This is a genomic window from Burkholderia sp. NRF60-BP8 (assembly GCF_001522585.2).
GTDB lineage: Bacteria > Pseudomonadota > Gammaproteobacteria > Burkholderiales > Burkholderiaceae > Burkholderia.
Genome location: NZ_CP013372.1, coordinates 2,498,591 through 2,520,783, shown reverse-complemented (window position 1 = coordinate 2,520,783; position 22,193 = coordinate 2,498,591). Strand labels below are relative to the sequence as shown.

Annotated in this window: 18 protein-coding genes; 13 read left to right on the top strand and 5 right to left on the bottom strand. The window is 67.2% G+C overall.

From position 1 onward, the window contains the following. Positions 1–80 precede the first annotated feature (80 nt). Positions 81–1,364, bottom strand: a complete 1,284-nt coding sequence (locus WS54_RS11650) for a 4-aminobutyrate--2-oxoglutarate transaminase (protein ID WP_108041876.1) — start codon at positions 1,362–1,364, stop codon at positions 81–83. Between the two features lie 126 nt (positions 1,365–1,490). Here WS54_RS11650 and pdxR point away from each other — a divergent pair, with 126 nt between their 5' ends. Beyond that, the gene (pdxR, locus tag WS54_RS11645) at positions 1,491–2,999 is read left to right on the top strand and encodes a MocR-like pyridoxine biosynthesis transcription factor PdxR (protein WP_059780050.1); all 1,509 of its coding nucleotides are present in this window, start codon (positions 1,491–1,493) and stop codon (positions 2,997–2,999) included. A 260-nt stretch (positions 3,000–3,259) separates the two neighbouring features. Here pdxR and WS54_RS11640 read toward each other — a convergent pair whose 3' ends face one another. Continuing rightward, positions 3,260–4,096 (bottom strand): DMT family transporter, encoded by an 837-nt coding sequence (locus WS54_RS11640; RefSeq protein WP_059780049.1) that lies wholly within the window; start codon positions 4,094–4,096, stop codon positions 3,260–3,262. 128 nt (positions 4,097–4,224) lie between these two features. Here WS54_RS11640 and selD point away from each other — a divergent pair, with 128 nt between their 5' ends. The 3 genes from selD (at position 4,225) to WS54_RS11625 (ending at position 7,280) form a co-directional block, all read left to right on the top strand. Next, complete coding sequence (gene selD, locus WS54_RS11635; protein WP_082725020.1) at positions 4,225–5,289, top strand: selenide, water dikinase SelD; 1,065 nt, start codon at positions 4,225–4,227, stop codon at positions 5,287–5,289. Between the two features lie 86 nt (positions 5,290–5,375). Further along, positions 5,376–5,969 carry a LysE family translocator gene (locus WS54_RS11630; protein WP_059780047.1) on the top strand — a complete coding sequence of 198 codons (594 nt, stop codon included), beginning with the start codon at positions 5,376–5,378 and terminating at the stop codon, positions 5,967–5,969. Between the two features lie 231 nt (positions 5,970–6,200). Continuing rightward, positions 6,201–7,280 (top strand): purine-nucleoside phosphorylase, encoded by a 1,080-nt coding sequence (locus WS54_RS11625; RefSeq protein ID WP_034206048.1) that lies wholly within the window; start codon positions 6,201–6,203, stop codon positions 7,278–7,280. Positions 7,281–7,501: 221 nt separating this feature from the next. Here WS54_RS11625 and WS54_RS11620 read toward each other — a convergent pair whose 3' ends face one another. Then, a complete protein-coding gene (locus WS54_RS11620) occupies positions 7,502–7,795 on the bottom strand; it encodes a DUF4148 domain-containing protein (RefSeq protein ID WP_034206049.1) in 294 nt (97 codons plus the stop codon). A gap of 416 nt (positions 7,796–8,211) precedes the next feature. Continuing rightward, entirely contained in the window at positions 8,212–9,216 is a 1,005-nt protein-coding gene (ceoR, locus tag WS54_RS11615; protein ID WP_034206050.1) for a putative multidrug efflux transcriptional regulator CeoR, read from the bottom strand. Between the two features lie 173 nt (positions 9,217–9,389). Between ceoR and WS54_RS11610 the strand changes: the two genes are divergently transcribed. The 6 genes from WS54_RS11610 to WS54_RS11585 all read left to right on the top strand — a co-directional run bounded on the left by WS54_RS11610 (position 9,390) and on the right by WS54_RS11585 (position 18,222). Beyond that, positions 9,390–10,250 (top strand): alpha/beta hydrolase, encoded by an 861-nt coding sequence (locus WS54_RS11610; protein WP_034206051.1) that lies wholly within the window; start codon positions 9,390–9,392, stop codon positions 10,248–10,250. A gap of 31 nt (positions 10,251–10,281) precedes the next feature. Continuing rightward, entirely contained in the window at positions 10,282–11,499 is a 1,218-nt protein-coding gene (ceoA, locus tag WS54_RS11605) for a multidrug efflux RND transporter periplasmic adaptor subunit CeoA (RefSeq protein WP_034206052.1), read from the top strand. 46 nt (positions 11,500–11,545) lie between these two features. Next, positions 11,546–14,731, top strand: a complete 3,186-nt coding sequence (gene ceoB, locus WS54_RS11600; RefSeq protein WP_034206053.1) for a multidrug efflux RND transporter permease subunit CeoB — start codon at positions 11,546–11,548, stop codon at positions 14,729–14,731. A gap of 10 nt (positions 14,732–14,741) precedes the next feature. Continuing rightward, positions 14,742–16,277, top strand: a complete 1,536-nt coding sequence (gene opcM, locus WS54_RS11595) for a multidrug efflux transporter outer membrane subunit OpcM (RefSeq protein WP_034206312.1) — start codon at positions 14,742–14,744, stop codon at positions 16,275–16,277. 311 nt (positions 16,278–16,588) lie between these two features. Continuing rightward, positions 16,589–17,458, top strand: coding sequence for a PhzF family phenazine biosynthesis protein (locus WS54_RS11590; RefSeq protein WP_059780046.1), 870 nt, complete (start codon positions 16,589–16,591; stop codon positions 17,456–17,458). A 350-nt stretch (positions 17,459–17,808) separates the two neighbouring features. Beyond that, positions 17,809–18,222 carry a hypothetical protein gene (locus WS54_RS11585; RefSeq protein WP_059780045.1) on the top strand — a complete coding sequence of 138 codons (414 nt, stop codon included), beginning with the start codon at positions 17,809–17,811 and terminating at the stop codon, positions 18,220–18,222. Positions 18,223–18,495: 273 nt separating this feature from the next. On the opposite strand, the gene WS54_RS11575 is transcribed toward WS54_RS11585, so the two are convergent. Further along, positions 18,496–19,107 (bottom strand): TetR/AcrR family transcriptional regulator, encoded by a 612-nt coding sequence (locus tag WS54_RS11575; protein ID WP_059780044.1) that lies wholly within the window; start codon positions 19,105–19,107, stop codon positions 18,496–18,498. 127 nt (positions 19,108–19,234) lie between these two features. On the opposite strand from WS54_RS11575, the gene WS54_RS11570 reads away from it, so the two are divergent. The 3 genes from WS54_RS11570 to WS54_RS11560 all read left to right on the top strand — a co-directional run bounded on the left by WS54_RS11570 (position 19,235) and on the right by WS54_RS11560 (position 22,174). Beyond that, complete coding sequence (locus WS54_RS11570) at positions 19,235–19,663, top strand: hypothetical protein (protein ID WP_059780043.1); 429 nt, start codon at positions 19,235–19,237, stop codon at positions 19,661–19,663. 404 nt (positions 19,664–20,067) lie between these two features. Further along, on the top strand, positions 20,068–20,493 hold the full coding sequence (locus tag WS54_RS11565; protein ID WP_034206057.1) for a hypothetical protein: 426 nt from the start codon (positions 20,068–20,070) through the stop codon (positions 20,491–20,493). A gap of 46 nt (positions 20,494–20,539) precedes the next feature. Next, complete coding sequence (locus WS54_RS11560; protein ID WP_059780042.1) at positions 20,540–22,174, top strand: LVIVD repeat-containing protein; 1,635 nt, start codon at positions 20,540–20,542, stop codon at positions 22,172–22,174. The last annotated feature ends 19 nt before the right edge of the window (positions 22,175–22,193 follow it).

Sequence of the window (22,193 nt, the reverse complement as noted above, 5' to 3'; positions counted from 1 at the left end):
ACCTGCTTCGAAAAGGACGGATGCAAACGACCGCCGCCGTCTTCACGACGGCGGCGGCGCATTCAGTCGGGGACGGGCACTCAGGCCGGCACGCCGACCGTTTCCTTCAGCACTTCCTCGAGGATCGCGAGCGCTTCGTCGAACACGGCTTGCGGGATCGTCAGCGGGAACAGGAAGCGCACGACGTTCGAGTACACGCCGCACACGAGCAGCAGCAGCCCGCGTTCGAGCGCACGCGCCTGCACGCGCTTCGTGAACTCGGCATCCGGCTCGCCCGAACCCGGCTTCAGGAATTCGACCGCGATCATCGCGCCCGGGCCGCGCACGTCGGCGATCTGCGGCACGTCCGCCTGCAGCGCGTTCAGCTTCGCCTTCAGCACGTCGCCGAGCTGCGTCGCGCGCTCGCACAGCTTCTCTTCGTCGATGATCTCGAGCACCGCGTGCGCCGACGCGACGGCCAGCGGGTTGCCGGCGTAGGTGCCGCCGAGGCCGCCGGGCGCGGCCGCGTCCATCACGTCCGCCCGGCCGACGACGCCCGACAGCGGCATGCCGCCGGCAAGGCTCTTCGCCATCGTGATCAGGTCGGCCAGCACGTCGTAGTGTTGCATCGCGAACAGCTTGCCGGTGCGCGCGAAGCCGGTCTGTACTTCGTCGGCGATCAGCAGGATGCCGTGTTCGTTACAGATCTTGCGCAGCGCGCGCACGAACTCGGCCGGCGCCGGGTTGAAGCCGCCTTCGCCCTGGACCGGTTCGAAGATGATCGCGGCGACGCGCTTCGGATCGATGTCGGCCTTGAACAGCATCTCGATCGCCTTGATCGAGTCGGCCGTCGTCACGCCGTGCAGCGCGTTCGGGTACGGGGCGTGGAACACGTCGCCCGGGAACGGGCCGAAGTTCAGCTTGTACGGCGCGACCTTGCCGGTCAGCGCCATGCCCATCATCGTGCGGCCGTGGAAGCCGCCCGAGAATGCGATGACGCCCGGGCGGCCGGTCGCCGCGCGCGCGATCTTGATCGCGTTTTCGACGGCTTCGGCGCCGGTCGTGAAGAACGCCGTCTTCTTCGGGAAGTCGCCCGGCGCGCGTGCGTTGATCTTTTCCGCCAGCTCGACGTACGACGCGTACGGGACGATCTGGTAAGCGGTGTGCGTGAAGTTGTTCAACTGATCCGCGATCGCCTTGACGATCTTCGGGTGGCGGTGGCCCGTGTTCAGCACCGCGATGCCGGCGGCGAAATCGATGAAGCGGCGGCCTTCGACATCCCACAGCTCCGCGTTCTCGGCGCGGGCTGCGTAGAAATCGCACATCACGCCGACGCCGCGCGGGGTGGCGGCGTTCTTGCGGGCCTGCAGGTCGGCATTCTTCACGGTCATCTCCTTGATGTTCGGTCCGATAGGTAGAAAATCGGGCGCCTCGGCAGCCCATGGACGCGACTATAATCACATTTGGCTCCGGCAATCAGAGCCATTTCAATAAATATTCAGGAGCCAATCATGCGCGCGAGCGTGTTGTCGGACTGGCTGGCGCAGCGCCTCGTGCGTGGCGGCGAACAGCCGATCTACCGGCAGCTTCACCGGCTGCTGCAACAGGCGATCCTGTCGCGCGAACTGCCGGCCGGCACGCGCGTGCCGTCGTCGCGGCTGCTGGCCGCCGAGCTCGGGATCGCGCGCAACACGGTCACGCAGGTCTACGAACAGCTTGCGCTCGAAGGCTATGTGCACTCGGCGACCGGCCGCGGCACGTTCGTCGCCGACAGCGCGCCGGACGAGATCGTCGGCGCGCCGCCCGACGCGGCGGCCGGGCCGGCCGTCGCGACGCCGTCCGTGCGGCGCCTGTCCGCGCGCGGCACGCGGCTCGTCGAAGGCGCCGGCGTGTCGAAGCGTCAGGGCGGCGCGTTCATGCCGGGCGTGCCCGATGTGTCGCGATTTCCGGCGCGCGTGTGGACGCGGCTGCACAACAAGTACTGGCGGCGCTTGCGCCCGGACCTGCTGACCTATGCGCCCGGCGGCGGCCTCGCGCTGCTGCGCGAAGCGCTGGCCGACTACCTGCGCACGTCGCGTTCGGTGCGGTGCACGCCCGAGCAGATCGTGATCACGACCGGCATCCATCAGTCGATCGACCTCGCGGTGCGGTTGCTGACCGACCCGGGCGACGCGATCTGGACCGAGGATCCGTGCTACTGGGGCGTGCGCAGCGTGCTGAACGTGTCGGGGCTCACCACGCGGCCGATTCCGGTCGACGACGAAGGCATCGCGCCGTCGGCGGCCGATCTCGCCGCGCCGCCGAAGCTGATGCTCGTCACGCCGTCGCATCAGTATCCGCTCGGGATGGTGATGAGCCTCGCGCGCCGCCGGATGTTGCTCGAATACGCGCGCCAGCACGGCTGCTGGATCATCGAGGACGACTACGACAGCGAATTCCGCTACGGCAGCCGGCCGCTCGCGTCGCTGCAGGGGCTGGACACGGCCGGGCAGGTGATCTACGTCGGGAGTTTCGGCAAGACGCTGTTCCCGGGGCTGCGGGTCGGCTATCTGGTCGCGCCGGAGCCGCTCGCGGAGAGTTTCGCGACCGCGAGCGCCGAGCTGTATCGCGAAGGCCAGTTGCTGCAGCAGGCCGTGCTCGCCGAGTTCATCGCGGAAGGGCACTTCGTGTCGCATATCCGCAAGATGCGCACGCTGTACGGACAACGCCGCGAGGTGCTGCTCGACGCGGTCGCGCGCCGCTACGGCGATACGCTGCACGCGCTCGGCAGCGACGCGGGGCTGCATCTCGTCACGCGGCTGCCGGACGGTGTCGACGATCGGGCCGTCGCGCAGGCCGCGCTCGAACGCAACATCGTCGTGCGGCCGTTGTCCGGCTACTACGCGCACCGCGAGCGCGCGGCGTCGGGCTTGCTGCTCGGCTATGCGTGCGTGCCGGAGGACGAGATCGCGACGGCGTTCGCGACGCTGGCCGAGGCGATCGACGAGCGGGCGTTCGGCGGGGCGGTTGCGGCGGCGTGACGTGCGAGCGCGGCGATATCGACTCGTTGCGATTCCGTCGAAGACCGGTCGAAGCTCGATACGCTCCGCAACGAGGCGCGTGTTTTTCGCGCGCGGCCAGCCCGCCTGCTTTCGCGCCGTTGAATGGGAATCGCCAACCGGTTCATGCCTCTTCCCGTCGGGCAAGAGCGGGGGCACGTTGCAACCCGCGGCCGCGCGGAGCGGGCATCCCGCGGAAGCGGTCATGAAGGCCGGCACCGGCCAAGGGCCCGGTGCGGGCGCTACAGCCGGATCAACGCCGCGCCCGCAACCACCAGCGCACACGCGGCGAGCCGCTGTGCGCCGGGGCGCTCGCGCATCACGAACCAGCCGATCGCGACCGCGAAGATCGAGCTCGTTTCGCGCAGCGCCGACACGGTCGCGACCGGCAGGTGCCGGTACGCGAGGATCACGATCCCGTACGCGGCGAGCGAGATCGTGCCGGCGATCGCGCCCTGCGCGACGGCGGTGCGCGAGCCGAGCACCGCGCGCGGGCCGCCGCGCCATGCGCAGACGAGCACGAGCTGCGGCACGCTCCACATCAGGTACACCCATGCGATGTAGCCGAGCGCGCTGCCGGATACGCGCGAGCCGATACCGTCGCAGAGCGAATACGCGGCGATGAACACGCCCGTGAGCAGCGCGTACGGCACGCCTTCCCCGGAGAACCTGAAGCCGCGCCGCAGCGCGAGCGACATGATCCCGAACGATACGAGCGCGATGCCCGCGAAGCCGAGCGGCGTCGGTCGTTCGTGCAGCACGGCGAACGCGAGCACCGACACCAGCAGCGGCGACATCCCGCGCGCGATCGGATAGATATGCCCGAACTCGCCGCTGCGGTATGCGCGCGCGAGCGTGAAGCAGTACGCGACCTCGAGCATCGCGGACGCGGCGACGTACGGCCATGCGGCGGGCGCCGGCGCGGGCAGCAGCACGGCGCCGGCGACGCCGAACGCGAGATACGGCAGCGACATCGTGCCGAGTTGCGCCAGCCGATCTTCGCTGACGTGGAGGAACGCGTTCCAGATCGCGTGCAGCAGAGCCGAGCACAGCACGAGGGCGACGAAGACGTGATCCATCGATCAATGAGGAAGCGAACAAGGGCGGGAGCCGGCAAGGGCCGTCCATTATGTGGGTATCGGGCGCGCTCGCGCGGAATTGTCGATAATGGAGCGTTGTTATTCACCGTATTCACCGGATGCCGACGATGACCGAAGCCACTCAAGCCCAGCCTGCCGTTCCGCGCCTCACGAGCCTGTCGCACGGGGGCGGCTGCGGCTGCAAGATCGCGCCGGGCGTGCTGTCCGAGCTGCTCAAGCGCGCGACGCCGCCCGCGCTGTTCCCTGACCTGCTGGTCGGCACCGAAACCTCCGACGACGCGGCCGTCTACCGGCTCAACGACGAGCAGGCGATCGTCGCGACCACCGATTTCTTCATGCCGATCGTCGACGATCCGTTCGACTTCGGCCGCATCGCGGCGACCAATGCGCTGTCCGACGTCTACGCGATGGGCGGCAAGCCGATCCTCGCCCTGGCGCTGGTCGGCATGCCGATCAACGTGCTGCCGCACGAGACGATCGCCGCCGTGCTGCGCGGCGGCGAATCGGTGTGCGCGGATGCCGGCATTCCGGTCGCGGGCGGCCATTCGATCGATTCGGTCGAGCCGATCTACGGGCTCGCGGCGATCGGCGTCGTGCATCCGTCGCGCGTGAAGCGCAACGCGGCCGCGTGCGCGGGCGACGTGCTCGTGCTCGGCAAGCCGCTCGGCGTCGGCGTGCTGTCGGCCGCGTTGAAGAAGAACCAGCTCGATGCCGACGGTTACGCGCAAATGGTCGCGACCACCACCAAGCTGAACCGGCCGGGCGCCGAGCTTGCCGCGCTGCCGGGCGTGCATGCGCTGACCGACGTCACGGGCTTCGGGCTGCTCGGCCATACGCTCGAACTGGCGCGCGGCGCGCAGCTCACCGCGCGCGTGCACTATGCATCGCTGCCGTGGCTTGCGGGTGTCGAGACGTTCGTTGCCGACGGGGTGTTTACCGGCGCGTCGGGTCGCAACTGGGCCGCATACGGCGCCGACGTGCGGCTCGCCGACGGGCTGCCGCCCGTCGCGCAGGCGCTGCTGACCGATCCGCAGACGTCGGGCGGGCTGCTGGTCGCATGCGCGCCGGACGCGGTCGACGACGTGCTCGCGTGCTTCCGTGCCGACGGTTTCGACCGCGCGGCGGTGATCGGCGAGATGGTGGACGGGCCCGCGCGCGTCGATGTCGCCTGAGTTCGGATTCACGCACTGAATCGTTTCGACGTCGCTGGAATCGATGTCCTCCATCGACGGTATTGAATTGATGCTTTAGACGACCGATGAGCGACTTCCTGTTCGGGCTGACGATCGCGCTGTCGGTCGGGCCCGTCGCGCTGATGATCGCGAACTACGGCATGCGCGCCGGCACGGCGACCGGCGTGCGTGCGGCGATCGGGGTAGCCGCCGCCGATGGCTGCTATGCGGTCGTTGCGTTCACGATCGGTGCGATGCTCACGGGCACGCTTGCGTCGCATCTGGCGCTGTTCCGTATGGTCGGTGCGCTCGTGTTGCTCGCGATGGGCGCGCGGATGCTGTGGGAGGCGCTGCGCGCCCGACGCCGCACGCTCGACGGCGACGGAGCGCCGCCGTCGGGCGCTCGCCCGTTCATGTCGATGTTCGTCGTCACGCTCGCGAACCCGCTGACCATCCTGTTGTTCTATGGTTATGCGACGGCTGCCGCCGGTGCGCACCGCCACTGGTTGTTCGGCGCCGCGTGCGTGTTTGCGGGCAGCCTCGCCGGGCAACTCGTGTTCGCGTTCGGCGGCAGCGCGATCGGGCGCTTCGTGAAATCGCCGGGGTGGCTCGCCGCGAGCCATGTAGTCGCCGCACTCGTCGTGCTCGGTTACGGCGTGGCAGGGCTGATGCGCGTGTAGCGCGGCGCGAAGCAGCCGACGTTGCACTCGGCGACCAACCCGATAGCATTCCTGATGTTTTTCGACGCCGCGACGAACGCGCGATTTTCCGTCACGCAACACGCATCCGTTCGCACGAAACATCGCCGGCCGTTTCGTAGTCGGGTTCCGCATCGCGTACGCCCGTTCTATACTCGTCGCGCAGTCTCCGACAGCCGTTCTCACCCAACGTCACCGAAACAAGGAACGCCGATGCTGACTCGCTCCATTCTTTCCGCCGCCGCATTCTCGCTTGCCGCCTGCGCGACCGCGCCGTCGATCGCGCAGGACAACCAGGGCAACGATGCCGGCAACGCGGCATTCGCCGAGACCGGCTCGCATGGCCGCCCGGTCAAGGTCATGATCGTCACGATGTTCGGGCCGGAGGGCCAGGCGTGGCTCGACCGGCTCGGCCCGTGGCGCGACATCGCCGTGCCCGGCCTGTCGCCCGACTATCCGGCGGTCCACTGCAACAAGCAGGACGTATGCGTGGTCACGACCGGCATGGGCTATGCGAACGCGTCGGCGACGATCATGGCGCTCACGTTCTCGCAACGCTTCGATCTGCGCCGCACGTATTTCCTGGTCTCGGGCATCGCGGGCGTCGACCCCGCGCAAGGCACGGTCGGATCGGCCGCGTGGTCGAAATACCTCGTCGATTTCAGCCTGCAGTGGGAGCTCGATGCGCGCGAGATTCCGGCCGGCTGGAACACCGGCTATCTCGGCATCAATACGAAGAGCCCGAACGACAAGCCGCCGCTCGACTATCGCACCGAAGTGTTTCAGCTCAACCCGCAACTGACCGACGCCGCCTACGCGCTGTCGCGCAACGTCGTGCTGGCAGACAGCGCGCAGGCGCAAGCGGCGCGTGCGAAGTTCACGTATGCGCCGGCGAACCGGCCGCCGACGGTGATCCAGTGCGACACGTCATCGGGCAACACGTGGTTCTCGGGCACGCTGATCGGCGAGCGCGCACGCCAGTGGACCAAGATCCTGACGGACGGCAAGGGCACCTACTGCATGACCGCGCAGGAAGACAACGCGACGTACGAAGCGCTCAAGCGCGCGGCGAGCGTGAAGCGGGTCGACCTGTCGCGCGTGGCCGTGCTGCGCACCGGGTCCGATTTCGATCGGCCGTACGCGGGGCAGACGAGCGCCGACAACCTGCTGAACTACGCGGACCAGGGCGGTTTCGCCCCGGCGACCGAAAACCTGTACCGCGCGGGCAATCCGCTGGTGCAGGACATCGTCACGCACTGGGGCGAATGGCGCGACGGGGTGCCGCGCCGTTGACGGCAGGACGATGATTCAGCCGGCGGTCAATGCGATTGCGGGGCCGAACGGAACGGCGTCCACACCGGCGTGGTGTCGTCCCAGTGATCGAGCGGCGAAGGAAGTGGGTCGTTCATCATGTACTCCTGCAACTAACTAACTAACTGACTGACTCGACGAGTCGTCGACAACGTCGTTCGAGACGCCGCGCACCGGGCAATCCGCTGCGCGGCGTCTCGCGTTTACCGGCCCGCGCCGGCGAGCTGGTTGCCTTCCGGTGTCGGGCGATACGGGCCTTGCGCGAGTTCGAGCCCTTGCGGATACGACGTCGCCTTGCGCAGGTACGCGAGCGTGCCGTCCTTGCGTGCCTGCTCGACTTCCGCGTTCACTTCGGCGCGCGTACGCGGGCCGTTGTGCTGCGCGGACCACGACGTGTTGCCGGAGTCGCCGGCGTGCGAGGTGTCCGAATCGGCGAAGGCCGGTGCGGACACGGCAAGCGTGAGCGCAAGGGCCGAGAGAAGATGGCGGCGGTTCATGGCGTAACTCCTGGAGATGTCGGAGCGCGCGCCTGAGCGCTGACTCCGGTCCCGCGGGCGGGATCTGTTCGATGCGCAACGAGGTGCGCGACAGGGTTTACTCTAGGTTGCCGTTCCGTCGCGATAAATGCAGCAGACGCGAATTGAATTGTCGTGTCAGTGGAACAATCGCCATCCGCACCGCCGGCAGGGTTATGCGGAAATGGCCGGGAGCCGCGCGGCATGGGCTTCGCAGGGAGGTGCGGCGGCGACGCGCGACGACACGCAACGACGCACGCGGCCGATTGCCGCGCGCCGCGCAAAGATTTACTGCGGATTCGGGAAGGATCGCGGCGCCGCGCTTGAAAGGCGTGCCCGGGCCGCGCTCGGGCAGGATGACGCGCGGGCGCTGCGGCCCGCGCGTGGAGGTCGGACGATTACGCGACCCACTCGTTGATGACCGGCGTATCGAGCGCCGGCGCGCGCTCGGCTTCCTCGAACGTGCGCTTGCTGCACGTCGCGTCGAGGCTGCCCTTGCCGCTCAGCAGCGGGCACCGGTCGAACACTTCGGCGATCCAGTCAACGAACACGCGCACCTTCGGCGACAGATGACGGCTGTGCGGATACACGACCGAGATCGGCATCGGCAGCGGCTTGACGCCGGGCAGGACTTCCTTGAGCCGGCCCTCGCGCAGGTGCGGCAGCACCATGAACAGCGGCGGCTGGATCAGCCCGAAGCCCTCGACGCCGCACGTCACGTACGCATCGGCATCGTTCACCGACACGATGCCCTCCATCTTCATCTCGACTTCCTTGCCTTCGATCAGGAACGTCCAGTCGATCGTGCGGCCGGTGCGGCTCGAGAAGTAGTTGACGGCCTTGTGCTGGCTCAGGTCGTCGATCGTCTGCGGTTCGCCGTGGCGCTCGAGATAGTCGGGCGAACCGACCGTCACGCATTCGAACAGGCCGACGCGGCGTGCGACGAGCGACGAATCCTGCAGCGCACCGACGCGGATCACGCAGTCGACGCCTTCCTGCAGCAGGTCGACCGGCCGATCGGACAGGCCGAGTTGCAGGTCGATGTCCGGATAGCGCGTATGAAACTCGCACAGCGACGGAATCACGAGCAGCCGCCCGATCGAGCCCGGCATGTCGATACGCAACTTTCCGTGCGGCTTCCGGTTGTTGGCCTGGAAGCTTGCTTCGGTTTCCTCGACGTCCGCGAGGATCCGCACGCAGCGTTCGTAGTAGGCGGCGCCGTCGGGCGTGAGCGAGAGCCGGCGCGTGGTCCGGTGCATCAGCCGCACGCCGAGGAATGCTTCGAGATTCTGGATGATCGTCGTGACGGACGCCCGCGGCAAGCCGAGCGTTTCTGCTGCCTTGGTGAAGCTGCTTGTATCGACGACACGAGTAAACACCTGCATGGCCTGAAGCCGGTCCATCACAACCTCCGCAATCTAATGAGCCCGCGAACGACAAGGCTGCGCTACCTCGTGGGTAAACGCAGCCTCGGATTGTTCGGGGGCGTTGAATTGTGTTGCCGGATTATAGGCATTTATCCCAATGTCTGCCGGACCCAGAATTCGTTCCATCTCGAAATGGATGCTGCATCGTCATGGACGCTTCTGAATTCAGCAAATTCCTGAAAGCCGCATTGCCCGCGCAAGCCATGGCGGGCGCGGCGCTGACGGTGGCCGAAGTGGAAATTCCCGGCTACGCACAGGACATCGTGCTGCGCCTCTACCGCCGCCCGGACAAGACCGGGTTGCCAGTAGTGCTTTATTTCCACGGCGGCGGCTTCGTCCGCGGTTCGCTCGAAGATGCGGACTTCGCCGCGCGTTTTTTAGCAGAACGCTTACCAGCTCTCGTAGTGTCGGTCGATTATTCGCTCGCGCCGGCCTTTCCTTTTCCGGCCGCGCCGGAGGATGCGTATCGCGCCGCCGTCTGGGCCGCGACGCGCGCCCGCGCGTTCGGCGGCAATCCGAAGAAGATCGGGGTCGCGGGGCACGACGCGGGCGGCCAGCTCGCGAACTGCCTGGCCTTCATCGCACGCGACCGCGGCGAAGTGTCGATCGTCGCGCAGGCGCTGTTCGGGCCGATGCTCGACCCGAGCATGACGCGCATCGGCGACGCCGAGCGGCTCGCGTCCGACATCACCGCGCGCGAATGCGCGGCCTGCTATCGCGCATACCTGCCGCAGGCGGCGCAACGCATGCACCCGTACGCGGCGCCGATCGAATCGGTGCGCCTCGCGGGGCTGCCGCCGACGCTCGTCGTCACCGCGCAGAACGACGTGCTGCACGTCGAAGCGGAGAAATATGCGGGCTGCCTGATTTCGTCGGGCGTGCTTACGCAGGTGATCCGCTATCCGGACATCACGCACGCCGCGCTCGCCACGCACGAAGCCGCGTTCGAGGAAGCCGTGCGCTTCTTCCAGTGCCGCTTCCAGGCGCGCCAGCCGAACCGTTCCGAATAACCAGACCAATCCACGCTTACCGGAGATCCACATGGCCATCCTACGCACCACCCGTTCCCGAATCGCGACCGCGGCGATCGTCACGCTCGCCGTCGTCGGCCTCGGCACGTTCGGCGCGATGCGCGTCAACGCGAACGCACCCGAAAAAGCGGCGGCGCCGCTGCCCGAAGTCGACGTCGCGACCGTCGTGCCGCAGACCGTGACCGACTGGCAAAGCTACTCGGGCCGTCTCGAAGCGGTCGAGAAAGTCGACGTGCGCCCGCAGGTGTCGGGCACGATCGTCGCGGTGAACTTCAAGGACGGTGCGCTCGTGAAGAAGGGCGACGTACTGTTCGTGATCGACCCGCGCCCGTATCAGGCGGAAGTCGACCGCGCCGCCGCGCAGCTCGCGGCCGCGCAGGCGCGCAACGGCTACGCGCAGACGGACTGGCAGCGCGCGCAGCGGCTGATCGGCGACAACGCGATCGCGAAGCGCGACTACGACGAAAAGCAGAACGCGGCACGCGAGGCGAGCGCGAACCTGAAGGCCGCCGAAGCCGCGCTGGAAACGGCACGCATCAATCTCGGCTATACGCGCATCACCGCGCCGGTATCGGGCCGCGTGTCGCGCGCGGAAATCACGCTCGGCAACGTCGTGTCGGCCGGCGCGTCGGCCGCGCCGCTGACGACGCTGGTGTCGGTGTCGCCGATCTACGCATCGTTCGACGCGGACGAACAGACCTACCTGCAATACATCAACGGCGCGCGCAGCGGCCGCAAGGTGCCGGTCGAGCTCGGCCTCGCGAACGAAACCGGCTATTCGCGCAGCGGCGAGATCGATTCGGTCGACAACCGGCTCGACACGTCGTCCGGCACGATCCGCGTGCGCGCACGCTTCGACAACGCGGACGGCACGCTCGTCCCGGGCCTCTATGCGCGCGTGAAGGTGGGCGGCAGCGCGCCGCACGAGGCGCTGCTCGTCGACGACGCGGCGATCAACACCGACCAGGACAAGAAGTTCGTGTTCGTCGTCGACCAGCAGGGCCGCGTGTCGTATCGCGAAGTGCAGCCGGGGATGCAGCACGGCAACCGGCGCGTGATCGTCAGCGGCCTGGCCGCCGGCGATCGCGTGATCGTGAACGGCACGCAGCGCGTGCGCCCCGGCGAGCAGGTGAAGCCGCACATGGTGCCGATGACGGGCGGCGACGATCCGGCCGCGCCGCTCGCGAGCACCGCGAAGCCGGCCGCACCGGCGAAGGCGGATTCGTAAGCGGCGCGCCCGCTTCGCATCCGCGTTCAACCAGACAGAGCCACACATGAACATTTCCAAATTCTTTATCGACCGGCCGATCTTTGCAGGAGTCCTATCGGTGGTCATCCTGCTGGGCGGGGTGATCGCGATGTTCCTGCTGCCGATTTCGGAATATCCGGAAGTCGTGCCGCCTTCCGTGATCGTGAAGGCGCAGTACCCGGGCGCGAACCCGAAAGTGATCGCCGAGACGGTCGCGTCGCCGCTGGAAGAGCAGATCAACGGCGTCGAGGACATGCTCTACATGCAGTCGCAGGCGAACAGCGACGGCAACATGACGATCACCGTCACGTTCAAGCTCGGCACCGATCCGGACAAGGCCACGCAGCTCGTGCAGAACCGCGTGAACCAGGCGCTGCCGCGCCTGCCGGAAGACGTGCAGCGGCTCGGCATCACCACGGTGAAGAGCTCGCCGACGCTGACGATGGTGGTTCACCTGATCTCGCCGGACAACCGCTACGACATGACCTACCTGCGCAACTACGCGCTGATCAACGTGAAGGATCGCCTGTCGCGGATCCAGGGCGTCGGCCAAGTGCAGCTGTGGGGTTCGGGCGACTACGCGATGCGCGTGTGGCTCGATCCGCAGAAGGTCGCGCAGCGCGGGCTGTCGGCCGAGGACGTCGTGCAGGCGATCCGCGAGCAGAACGTGCAGGTCGCGGCCGGCGTGATCGGCGCATCGCCGTCGCTGCCGGGCACGCCGCTGCAGCTGTCGGTGAATGCGCGCGGCCGTCTGCAGACGGAAGAGGAATTCGGCGACATCGTCGTGAAGACGACGCCGGACGGCGGCGTCACGCACCTGCGCGACATCGCGCGCATCGAGCTCGACGCGTCCGAGTACGGGCTGCGCTCGCTGCTCGACAACAAGCCAGCCGTCGCGATGGCGATCAACCAGTCGCCGGGCGCGAACTCGCTGCAGATCTCCGACGAAGTGCGCAAGACGATGGCCGAGCTGAAGCAGGACATGCCGGCGGGCGTCGACTACAAGATCGTCTACGACCCGACGCAGTTCGTGCGTTCGTCGATCAAGGCCGTCGTGCACACGCTGCTCGAGGCGATCGCGCTGGTCGTGATCGTCGTGATCGTGTTCCTGCAGACCTGGCGCGCGTCGATCATTCCGCTGATCGCGGTGCCGGTGTCGATCGTCGGCACGTTCTCGTTGCTGCTGGCGTTCGGCTATTCGATCAACGCGTTGTCGTTGTTCGGGATGGTGCTCGCGATCGGGATCGTGGTCGACGATGCGATCGTGGTCGTCGAGAACGTCGAGCGCAACATCGAGAACGGGATGACCGCGCGGCAGGCGACCTACAAGGCGATGCAGGAAGTGAGCGGGCCGATCATCGCGATCGCGCTGACGCTCGTCGCCGTGTTCGTGCCGCTCGCGTTCATGTCGGGCCTGACCGGCCAGTTCTACAAGCAGTTCGCGATGACGATCGCGATCTCGACGGTGATCTCGGCGTTCAACTCGCTGACGCTGTCGCCGGCGCTGTCCGCGATCCTGCTCAAGGGCCACGGCGACAAGGAAGACTGGCTCACGCGCGTGATGAACCGTGTGCTCGGCGGCTTCTTCCGCCGTTTCAACAAGGTGTTCCATCGCGGCGCGGAGAACTACGGCCGCGGCGTGCGCGGCGTGCTGTCGCGCAAGACGCTGATGCTCGGCGTGTACCTCGTGCTGGTGGGGGCGACGGTGCTGGTGTCGAAGGTCGTGCCGGGCGGCTTCGTGCCCGCGCAGGACAAGGAATACCTGATCGCGTTCGCGCAACTGCCGAACGGTGCGTCGCTCGATCGTACCGAGAAGGTGATCCGCGACATGGGTTCGATCGCGCTGAAGCAGCCGGGCGTCGAGAGCGCGGTCGCGTTCCCGGGGCTGTCGGTGAACGGCTTCACGAACAGCTCGAGCGCGGGCATCGTGTTCGTCACGCTGAAGCCGTTCTCGGAACGGCACGGCAAGGCGCTGTCGGCCGGCGCGATCGCCGGTGCGCTGAACCAGAAATACGGCGCGATCAAGGATTCGTTCGTCGCGGTGTTCCCGCCGCCGCCGGTGCTCGGCCTCGGCACGCTCGGCGGGTTCAAGATGCAGATCGAGGATCGCGGCGCGGTCGGGTACGCGAAGCTGTCGGATGCGACCAACGATTTCATCAAGCGCGCGCAGCAGGCGCCGGAACTCGGTCCGTTGTTTACGAGCTACCAGATCAACGTGCCGCAGCTCAACGTCGATCTCGATCGCGTGAAGGCGAAGCAGCTCGGCGTGCCGGTGACCGACGTGTTCAACACGATGCAGGTGTATCTCGGTTCGCTGTACGTGAACGACTTCAACCGCTTCGGGCGCGTGTACCAGGTGCGCGTGCAGGCCGATGCGCCGTTCCGCCAGCGCGCGGACGACATCCTGCAACTGAAGACACGCAACGATAAGGGCGAGATGGTGCCGCTGTCGTCGCTCGTCACGGTGACGCCGACGTTCGGCCCGGAAATGGTCGTGCGCTACAACGGCTACACGGCGGCCGACATCAACGGCGGCCCGGCGCCCGGCTTCTCGTCGGGGCAGGCGCAGGCCGCGGTCGAGCGCATCGCGCACGAAACGCTGCCGCGCGGCGTGCGCTTCGAGTGGACCGACCTCACGTACCAGCAGATCCTCGCGGGCGATTCGGCGATGTACGTGTTCCCGATCAGCGTGCTGCTCGTGTTCCTCGTGCTCGCCGCGCTGTACGAAAGCCTGACGCTGCCGCTCGCGGTGATCCTGATCGTGCCGATGAGCATCCTGTCGGCGCTGACGGGCGTGTGGCTCACGCAGGGCGACAACAACATCTTCACGCAGATCGGCCTGATGGTGCTGGTGGGGCTCTCGGCGAAGAACGCGATCCTGATCGTCGAATTCGCGCGCGAGCTCGAACACGACGGCAGGACGCCGCTCGAGGCCGCGATCGAGGCGAGCCGGCTGCGGCTGCGCCCGATTCTGATGACGTCGATCGCCTTCATCATGGGCGTGGTGCCGCTCGTCACGTCGACGGGCGCCGGTTCGGAAATGCGCCATGCGATGGGTGTCGCGGTGTTCTTCGGGATGCTCGGCGTGACGCTGTTCGGGCTGATGCTGACGCCGGTGTTCTATGTCGTGCTGCGTACGCTCGCGGGCGGCAAGATCCACGTCGCCGGCAAGGATTCGACGGGGTACGGTGTACCGGCGCCCGATGCTTGAGGACCAGAAAATGAACGACATGCACGATACGAACGGCCTGATGCGCTTCGCGAAGGTGGCGGCCGCGAGCACTCTGCTCGCGACGCTGCTCGCCGCGTGCGCGGTCGGCCCAGACTACAAGCGTCCGGACGCGGCGGCGCCCGCCGCGTTCAAGGAAGCGCCGACCCTCGCCGCCGGCGAGCAGGCCGGCACGTGGAAGACGGCCGAGCCGTCGGACGGCGAACATCGCGGCGAATGGTGGAAGGTGTTCGGCGACCCGGTGCTCGATTCGCTCGAGACGCAGGCGCTCGCCGCGAACCAGAATCTCAAGGCCGCGGCCGCGCGGGTCGAGGAAGCGCGTGCGGCGACGCGTTCGGCGCGCTCGCAATGGTTCCCGCAGATCGGCGCCGGGTTCGGGCCGACGCGCGAGGGGCTGTCGTCGGCATCGCAGTTCCAGCCGCAGGGCACGGGCCCGACCAACGCGACGCTGTGGCGCGCGCAGGGCACGGTGTCGTATGAAGCCGACCTGTTCGGCCGCGTCGGCCGCAACGTCGAGGCGTCGCGTGCCGACCAGGCGCAGAGCGAAGCGCTGTTCCGCTCGGTACAGCTCGCGCTGCAGGCCGATGTCGCGCAGAACTACTTCGAGCTGCGTCAGCTCGACTCGGACCAGGATCTGTACCGCCGCACCGTCGAGTTGCGCGAACAGGCATTGAAGCTCGTGCAGCGCCGCTTCAACGAAGGCGACATCAGCGAGCTCGACGTGTCGCGCGCGAAGAACGAACTGGCCAGCGCGCAGGCCGATGCGGTCGGCGTCGCGCGCCGGCGCGCGGCGTCGGAGCATGCGCTCGCGATCCTGCTCGGCAAGGCGCCCGCGGATTTCGCGTTCAAGGAAACGCCGATCGTGCCGGTCGCGGTGAAGATTCCGCCGGGCCTGCCGTCCGCGCTGCTGGAACGCCGCCCGGACGTGGCGGCGGCCGAGCGCGCGATGGCGGCCGCGAACGCACGGATCGGGCTCGCGAAGTCTGCGTACTTCCCGAAGCTCGATATCACCGGGTCGTTCGGCTATGAGGCGTCGACGCTCGGCAACCTGTTCCTGTGGTCGAGCCGCACGTTCCTGCTCGGGCCGTTCGCCGGCACCGCGCTGACGTTGCCGCTGTTCGACGGCGGGCGGCGGGCGGCCGGCGTGCAGCAGGCGCGCGCGCAGTACGACGAACAGGTCGCGAACTACCGGCAGCAGGTGCTCGTCGCGTTCCGCGAGGTCGAGGACAATCTCGCCGATCTGCGCCTGCTCGACGACCAGATCCGCGCGCAGGATGCCGCCGTCAACGCGTCGCGCCGGGCGGCGAAGCTGTCGCGTACGCAGTATCAGGAAGGCGAGGTCGCGTATCTCGACGTGATCGACAGCGAGCGGTCGGTGTTGCAGTCGCAGTTGCAGGCGAATCAGCTTACCGGTGCGCAGGCCGTGTCGACCGTCAACCTGATCCGTGCGCTCGGCGGCGGGTGGGGCGCGGCGCCGACGGCGGTCGGCGGCGCGGCGACCGGCAAGGAGGATATGGCTGCGCGGTGAGCGCGAGCGGCGGGCGATTCGTCGCTCGCCGGCCGAGAAGCGAAAAACCCCGGCATGCAGGCTCAGGTCTGCGTGTCGGGGTTTTTTACGAGTCGTCGAAAATTTCAGGGAGGAGCGGCAGCGATTGGCCGTCATGCGTCACTCGCCAGAGGCATAGGCCCACACATTCGAGCGTCAGCGGCAGCCTGAGCGCGGCCGTCGCGCCGTCTGGTCGTGCCCGGGATTCGTATCGTCGATGTGAAGATGCGAAAATTGCCTGGGATCGGATCCAACCTTTCGCCGCGCATTCATTCACCACTGGGAACCAACAAATGACCACGACAGAACACCCTGTTTCGCCGCTCAGCCCTTTCCCCGTCGAACGATTGGCCTCGTTCGCCGATGGCAATGCCGGCGGCAATCCTGCCGGTGTCGTGATTTGCGCGGTGTTGCCGGATGCTCCCACCATGCAGGCAATCGCCGCGGAGGTCGGCTATTCCGAAACGGCATTCGCGGCGCCGCTCGGCGATGCGTGGCGGGTACGCTATTTCGCGCCCGAAATCGAGGTTCCCTTCTGTGGACATGCCACCATCGCACTGGGCGCTGCGCTTGCCCGGCGTGAAGGAGACGGGCTGTTTCATCTGCGTCTCAACGACGCGGAAATCACGGTCGAGGGGCGTCGTGACGGTACGGCGCTGGTCGCTGCGTTGCAGTCGCCGCCCACCCATAGCGAGCCGGCGCCGCCCGATCTCGTGCGCGATGCACTGGCGCTGTTCGACTATCGACACCGCGACCTCGATCCGCGCCTGCCCCCTGCGATTGCGCGTGGTGGTGCAAAGCACCTCGTCCTCGCACTGGCCGAACGCACGCGTCTATCTGAAATGCACTACGACCTCGATGTCGGCCGCGAACTCATGCTGGCTCACGGCTTCGCCACGATCGCGCTGGTGCACGCAGAGCATCAACGGCTGTTTCACGCTCGCAATCCCTTTGCGGCGGGAGGGGTGTACGAAGACCCGGCGACGGGAGCGGCAGCGGCGGCCCTGGCCGGCTATCTTCGGGATGCGGGGTGGCTGCGCGATGGCCCGCTCGACATCATTCAGGGCGAGGACATGGGGATGCGCAGCCGCATCCATGTGCAAATCTCCCCGGAAACCGGCGCGAGCATACGGGTATCGGGGGCGGTTCGCGCGTTGGCTTGATCCGGGCCGTGCGGCCGGAGGACTTCCCGAACCGGCCGGGCGATTCCGGCCGCACGGCCGGCAGCCCGGGGGGCGATGCCGTCGACTTCGCGCGTAAGCGCATCGTTCGACGGTATCACGGACGGAGCCGCCCCGATGGATGCAAGCGTTGAATTCCGCTCCCGGTCGACACGGCGGCCGTCTAATCGTGGAGTAGTATTTCCCCATGCCGGGATCATGCCCGGCCGTCACGGCGCACAGCCGATCCCTCCGTGACGGCGACGGCAAGCTCGTTGAAGCGCGTTCGGAAACGGCTTCAACGACACGTGCGGCGGCGCCGGCCGCGGCGACGGCATCGATGGGAATGCATCATGTCAACCGAGTGGAAGCACCGCGTCAGACTGTTTGTCCAGCGTTTCTGGCAGCCGACCAGTGCGTGCATGACCTGCATGCCGGGGAGCTGGGGAAATGTCACGAGCCTTCCCCACTGGACCATCGCATTTCATACGGGTCTGCTGACCGGACTCCTGGCTGTGCTTCTGACTTTCACGCCGGTGGGGAAGCTCTATGCGCATCGATACGGCAATGCGCTGGTCGTTGGCGTCCTGACGACGTTGGGCGACGCGTACTCGCACACGAGTCGTTACCGTATCCCCTATGTCGAGCACATCGTGACGGGGGCAATTTCAGGTCTCCTGGCCCTTGCGGCCTCCTATCTCTTCGAGGATCGCGCGCGACGCCTTCGGGCGGTATGGGTTCGCGTGTCCGGACTGCTTGTCCGCTGACTTTCCGAGCATCGTATCGATAAGTGACCGTTCCGGGCCGGAAGGCGGCGTCCACGGAAATCCACGAAGAACCTTACCTTTTTTATTGCACCGCGTTTGGCAACCAGCGGTCAGTTCCGCCCAGCGCCTTCATCCGACGCTGACGACCAACTCGCTCGCGGTATTGCGCCATTTCGTGAAGCGCCACGACGGGATTACGTTGATCGGCGACCGGGAAACGGCCGCGCGCGGCGAAGCGCACGCGTTGAAGGGCGCAGTCGGCAGCGGCGATGCTCAGGCGTCGGCGCGCGATGACCGTGGTTCGGGTTGCACGTCGGTACGCTCGGCGATCACGACCGCGTAACGGCCGACCGCATCGGCGATGCGCTGCGCGAGTTCGGGATCGCGCACCGCGCGCGCGAGCGTGACGCCACCGGACAGCAGCGCGAGAAACGCGATCGCGCGGTCGTCGTCGGGCGTGTCGCCGAGCCCGGACGACACTTCGTCGACGATTTGCCGCAGCGCGTGTTCATACGCGTCGCGCGTGTCGTCGTCGGCGCGCATCACTTCGGGAGACAGGCTCGGCAGCGCACAGCTTTCGCCGAGTGCGCAGGTGCGTCGCGGCCCCAGGTAGAACGCTACGAACGGGCGCCGCCAACGGGCGCCATGCTCGGCCTTGAAGGTTGCGACACCTTGCCGGAGCTGGTCGAGGCCGTCGAGCACGATCTGGCGGAAGGCTTCACCCTTGGACTTGAAATGCCCGTAGAACGCGCCGTTGGTGACGCCGGCCGCCTTCGTCAACGGACCGATGCCGGAGCCGCCATACCCTTCCTGGCGGAACAGGCGACTCGCGGCTTCGAGGATGCGGGTGCGGGTTTCGTGCTTGTGCTCGGCGGAATAACGCATGACGGGCTCGCTTCAGAGCGATCGCTCTTTATTGCTTGCATAGAGAGCGATCAGTGTCTAATGTATAGAGAGTGACTGATATTTATATCACGTCACGATCCTGATGACCTGACCTGGAGAAACTGCGATGCCGATTACGCTGACCGTATCAGAAGGGGTTTTCACGCAAGAAGACGAAGGACCGGTGTTTGCCGAGTTGACCGATGCGCTGCTGGACGTCGAGGGGTTGACCGGGAACGCGTTCCTGGCGCCGAACGTGATCGGCACGCTGAACGTGCTGCCGCGCGAGCGCATCTTCGTGCAGGGGCGCGCGCAGCCCGCCGCGTTCGTCGAATTGAAGCTGCCTGCGGTGGCGCTCGCGGCGCCCGACAAGCAGCGACTGTTCGTCGAACGGGCGACCGGGATCGTGCTGCACCGCGCTCGCGGGCGGCTGACGCCGGCGCAGGTGTGGGTGAATGTCGTGCACGCAGTCGACGGCGGATGGGGAATAGCCGGACGGCGCTATGACAACGCGTCGCTCGTCGACTCGATTCAGGGGGCGGCGGTAGCACACTAAGCGCGACTGGCGGCCAAGCCGTTCGACGTTGGCCGATGGTGTGGCGGCGGTCGCCGCCACACCGGTCGATTGTCGTCGTATTCAGTCCGTCGCCTGCGTCGTGCCGTCACGTTCGTCTGCCGCGCGGGCGCACCCCGTGTGCCGCTGACGGGCCGCCTGCCGCGATGCGATTTCCCGGCCGGCCGTCGTGCCGGGGTGCCGCTCCCTGTCCCTGCACCGGCCGAAGCGACATCGGCGCCGCGCTTCATTCGTCGCAACGACTCGGGTTACTCGGTACGCAATTTTTCGACAGTCCGCAATAAGCCGATATCTCGTCGCGGCACCGCTCACTACCATCCATCGATATCGAATCCACCCGATGGGCGGGCGGTTTGACGGAGCCACCTCGCGTGGCGTGAGTACCGATGGAACGAAGCACGAGCATCGAGGCCGGCCACCGGCCGTCACGCGGCCGGTGGCCGGCATGGATCGCCTTCGCGGCGACGCTGCTGCTGGCATACGGCGTCGCGAGGCATGCGTCGCGGGCATCGCCGGTGCCGCCGGAGCAACGGCATTTCTCCGTCGACGTTGACCGCGACAGGGCGCCGTGGGCGCGACCCGTGATCGCGATGCGCGAAGGCGTGCCGGTGCACATCGACGTGCATGCGCGGGAAACCGGCGTCCTGATGGCGCACGAAATACCGGGCGCGTTGGCGGCATGCGCGTCCGGCAGCGTGCAGTCGCTGGACATTCTCCCGGTCGGCATCACCGGGCGTTTCTCGCTGCATTTCCACAGCCGGACAGGCGACACGATCGAGGTCGCCGTGATCGAAATCTATCCGGGGCCGTGACCGCAGCGCATTTTCACCACGACAAACGAGACGGAAGGAGACAACGATGCAATCACCGATTCGCGCAGCGTTCGCGCTGTCGCTCTGCATGTTCGTGCTGGCCGGATGTGGCGGAGAGGCCGACGACACGCCGGCGGCCACGCCCGGCGTGTCCGTGGCCGACTATGTCGTGCCGCGCGTGCCGAGCTGCAGCCCGGGCGATACGCCCGAGACCGCGCTGCAGGGGCAGGTGCCGGCCGCGCTTCGACAGGCCGGATTCGGCGGCTTCAACTGCAACCTGAAACGCGTCAGCCAGGTTCAGGGCGAAGGCGCGTCGTGGTCGGCCGCCACGTATACCGACAGGAAAGGCCAGACCTGCTTCTATCACGCGACGATGGGCGCGAGCGCGCTGTTCAACAATCCCGATGCGCCGCCGCGCGTGAACCCGGGCGTGCCGGTGATCGACATCACCAACCCGGCGCAGCCGGTGCGGGTGAGCTCGCTGACGTCCACGTCGATGATCGATCCGTGGGAGTCGCTGCGCGTGAACGTCGCGCGCGGGATCCTCGCCGCCGACAACGGCCTGGGCGGCGGTGGCGGCCCGGAGATCGACCTGTACGACATTGCTTCGGATTGCACACGGCCGCAGTTGCTGGCGAGCGTGCCTGTCGGCACGGGCGAGGACGGCGGCATCGTCCCGGCCACCCGGTCGCTCGGTCACGAAGGCGGATTTTCACCAGACGGGCTGACCTATTACGTCGGCGGCGCCTTCACGAAAAGCTACTACGCGGTCGACCTGACCGTGCCGACCCGGCCGAAGATGATTGCCGCGATCAGCCTGTCGGATCTGGGCATGGGCAGCTTCTCGCACGGCCTGTCGGTGAGCCAGGACGGAACGCGGGCGTACTTCGTCGCGTCGGGGAACGGCGGCGCGGCCGTCGGCATGAGTGCGCCGCCGCTGAACGACGCGAACGCGACCGGCGACAACGGCTTTTTCGTCGTCGATACCAGCGAAGTGCAGAGCCGGCGTCCCAACGCGCAGATGCACCGGATCGCGACCGTGCCGGTGCGGAACGGCAGCATCGCGCAACATACGATCTCGTTCGCCGTGGCGGGCAGGCCGTATCTGATCGAAGTCGACGAGGGCGGGGGCGGCGGGATCCAGGATCCGGGCGCAACGGCCGTCAAGGCCGCGTGCAATGCCGGCGTGGCGCCGTTCCCGATGGGGCACATCTACGACATGTCCAACGAAGCCGTGCCGCGACTGGTGTCGGAGCTCCGGCTCGAAACGCACGCGATCGCGAACTGCAGCAAGGTCATGCCCGATATCGCCGGCCTGACCACGTTCACGTACGGCGCGCACTACTGCAGCGTCGACAATCGGCAGAATGCGACCGCGCTCGCATGCAGTTACTTCAACTCCGGCATTCGCGTTTTCGACATTCGCGATCCGTCGAAGCCGAAGGAGATCGCGTACTACAACCCGGCTTCCGTGAAGTCGCCCGGCGCGGGCTCGGCGCATCTGATGTTCGGCCAGTACCGTGCGGGCGGGCCGGACTGGTGCGCGTCGCGTCTGGATTTCGATTTCGACCGGCATCTCCTGACCACCGCATGCCAGGACAACGGCATGCTCGTGCTGTCGTTCGAGAACGGCAGTTGGCCGTTCCCTGAAAGCACGAAGGCAACGGAGATCGGCAATTGATGCGCTGTCGCCGCGGCTT

Bases quoted from the DNA above. Each gene is read 5' to 3' on its own strand.
- WS54_RS11590 (WP_059780046.1), top strand. From the start codon at position 16,589: ATGACCACGACAGAACACCCTGTTTCGCCGCTCAGCCCTTTCCCCGTC.
- WS54_RS11640 (WP_059780049.1), bottom strand. From the start codon at position 4,096: ATGGATCACGTCTTCGTCGCCCTCGTGCTGTGCTCGGCTCTGCTGCAC.
- selD (WP_082725020.1), top strand. From the start codon at position 4,225: ATGACCGAAGCCACTCAAGCCCAGCCTGCCGTTCCGCGCCTCACGAGC.
- WS54_RS11625 (WP_034206048.1), top strand. From the start codon at position 6,201: ATGCTGACTCGCTCCATTCTTTCCGCCGCCGCATTCTCGCTTGCCGCC.
- WS54_RS11575 (WP_059780044.1), bottom strand. From the start codon at position 19,107: ATGCGTTATTCCGCCGAGCACAAGCACGAAACCCGCACCCGCATCCTC.
- WS54_RS11630 (WP_059780047.1), top strand. From the start codon at position 5,376: ATGAGCGACTTCCTGTTCGGGCTGACGATCGCGCTGTCGGTCGGGCCC.
- pdxR (WP_059780050.1), top strand. From the start codon at position 1,491: ATGCGCGCGAGCGTGTTGTCGGACTGGCTGGCGCAGCGCCTCGTGCGT.
- WS54_RS11620 (WP_034206049.1), bottom strand. From the start codon at position 7,795: ATGAACCGCCGCCATCTTCTCTCGGCCCTTGCGCTCACGCTTGCCGTG.
- ceoR (WP_034206050.1), bottom strand. From the start codon at position 9,216: ATGGACCGGCTTCAGGCCATGCAGGTGTTTACTCGTGTCGTCGATACA.
- ceoA (WP_034206052.1), top strand. From the start codon at position 10,282: ATGGCCATCCTACGCACCACCCGTTCCCGAATCGCGACCGCGGCGATC.
- WS54_RS11565 (WP_034206057.1), top strand. From the start codon at position 20,068: ATGGAACGAAGCACGAGCATCGAGGCCGGCCACCGGCCGTCACGCGGC.
- WS54_RS11610 (WP_034206051.1), top strand. From the start codon at position 9,390: ATGGACGCTTCTGAATTCAGCAAATTCCTGAAAGCCGCATTGCCCGCG.
- ceoB (WP_034206053.1), top strand. From the start codon at position 11,546: ATGAACATTTCCAAATTCTTTATCGACCGGCCGATCTTTGCAGGAGTC.
- WS54_RS11570 (WP_059780043.1), top strand. From the start codon at position 19,235: ATGCCGATTACGCTGACCGTATCAGAAGGGGTTTTCACGCAAGAAGAC.
- WS54_RS11560 (WP_059780042.1), top strand. From the start codon at position 20,540: ATGCAATCACCGATTCGCGCAGCGTTCGCGCTGTCGCTCTGCATGTTC.
- WS54_RS11585 (WP_059780045.1), top strand. From the start codon at position 17,809: ATGTCAACCGAGTGGAAGCACCGCGTCAGACTGTTTGTCCAGCGTTTC.
- opcM (WP_034206312.1), top strand. From the start codon at position 14,742: ATGAACGACATGCACGATACGAACGGCCTGATGCGCTTCGCGAAGGTG.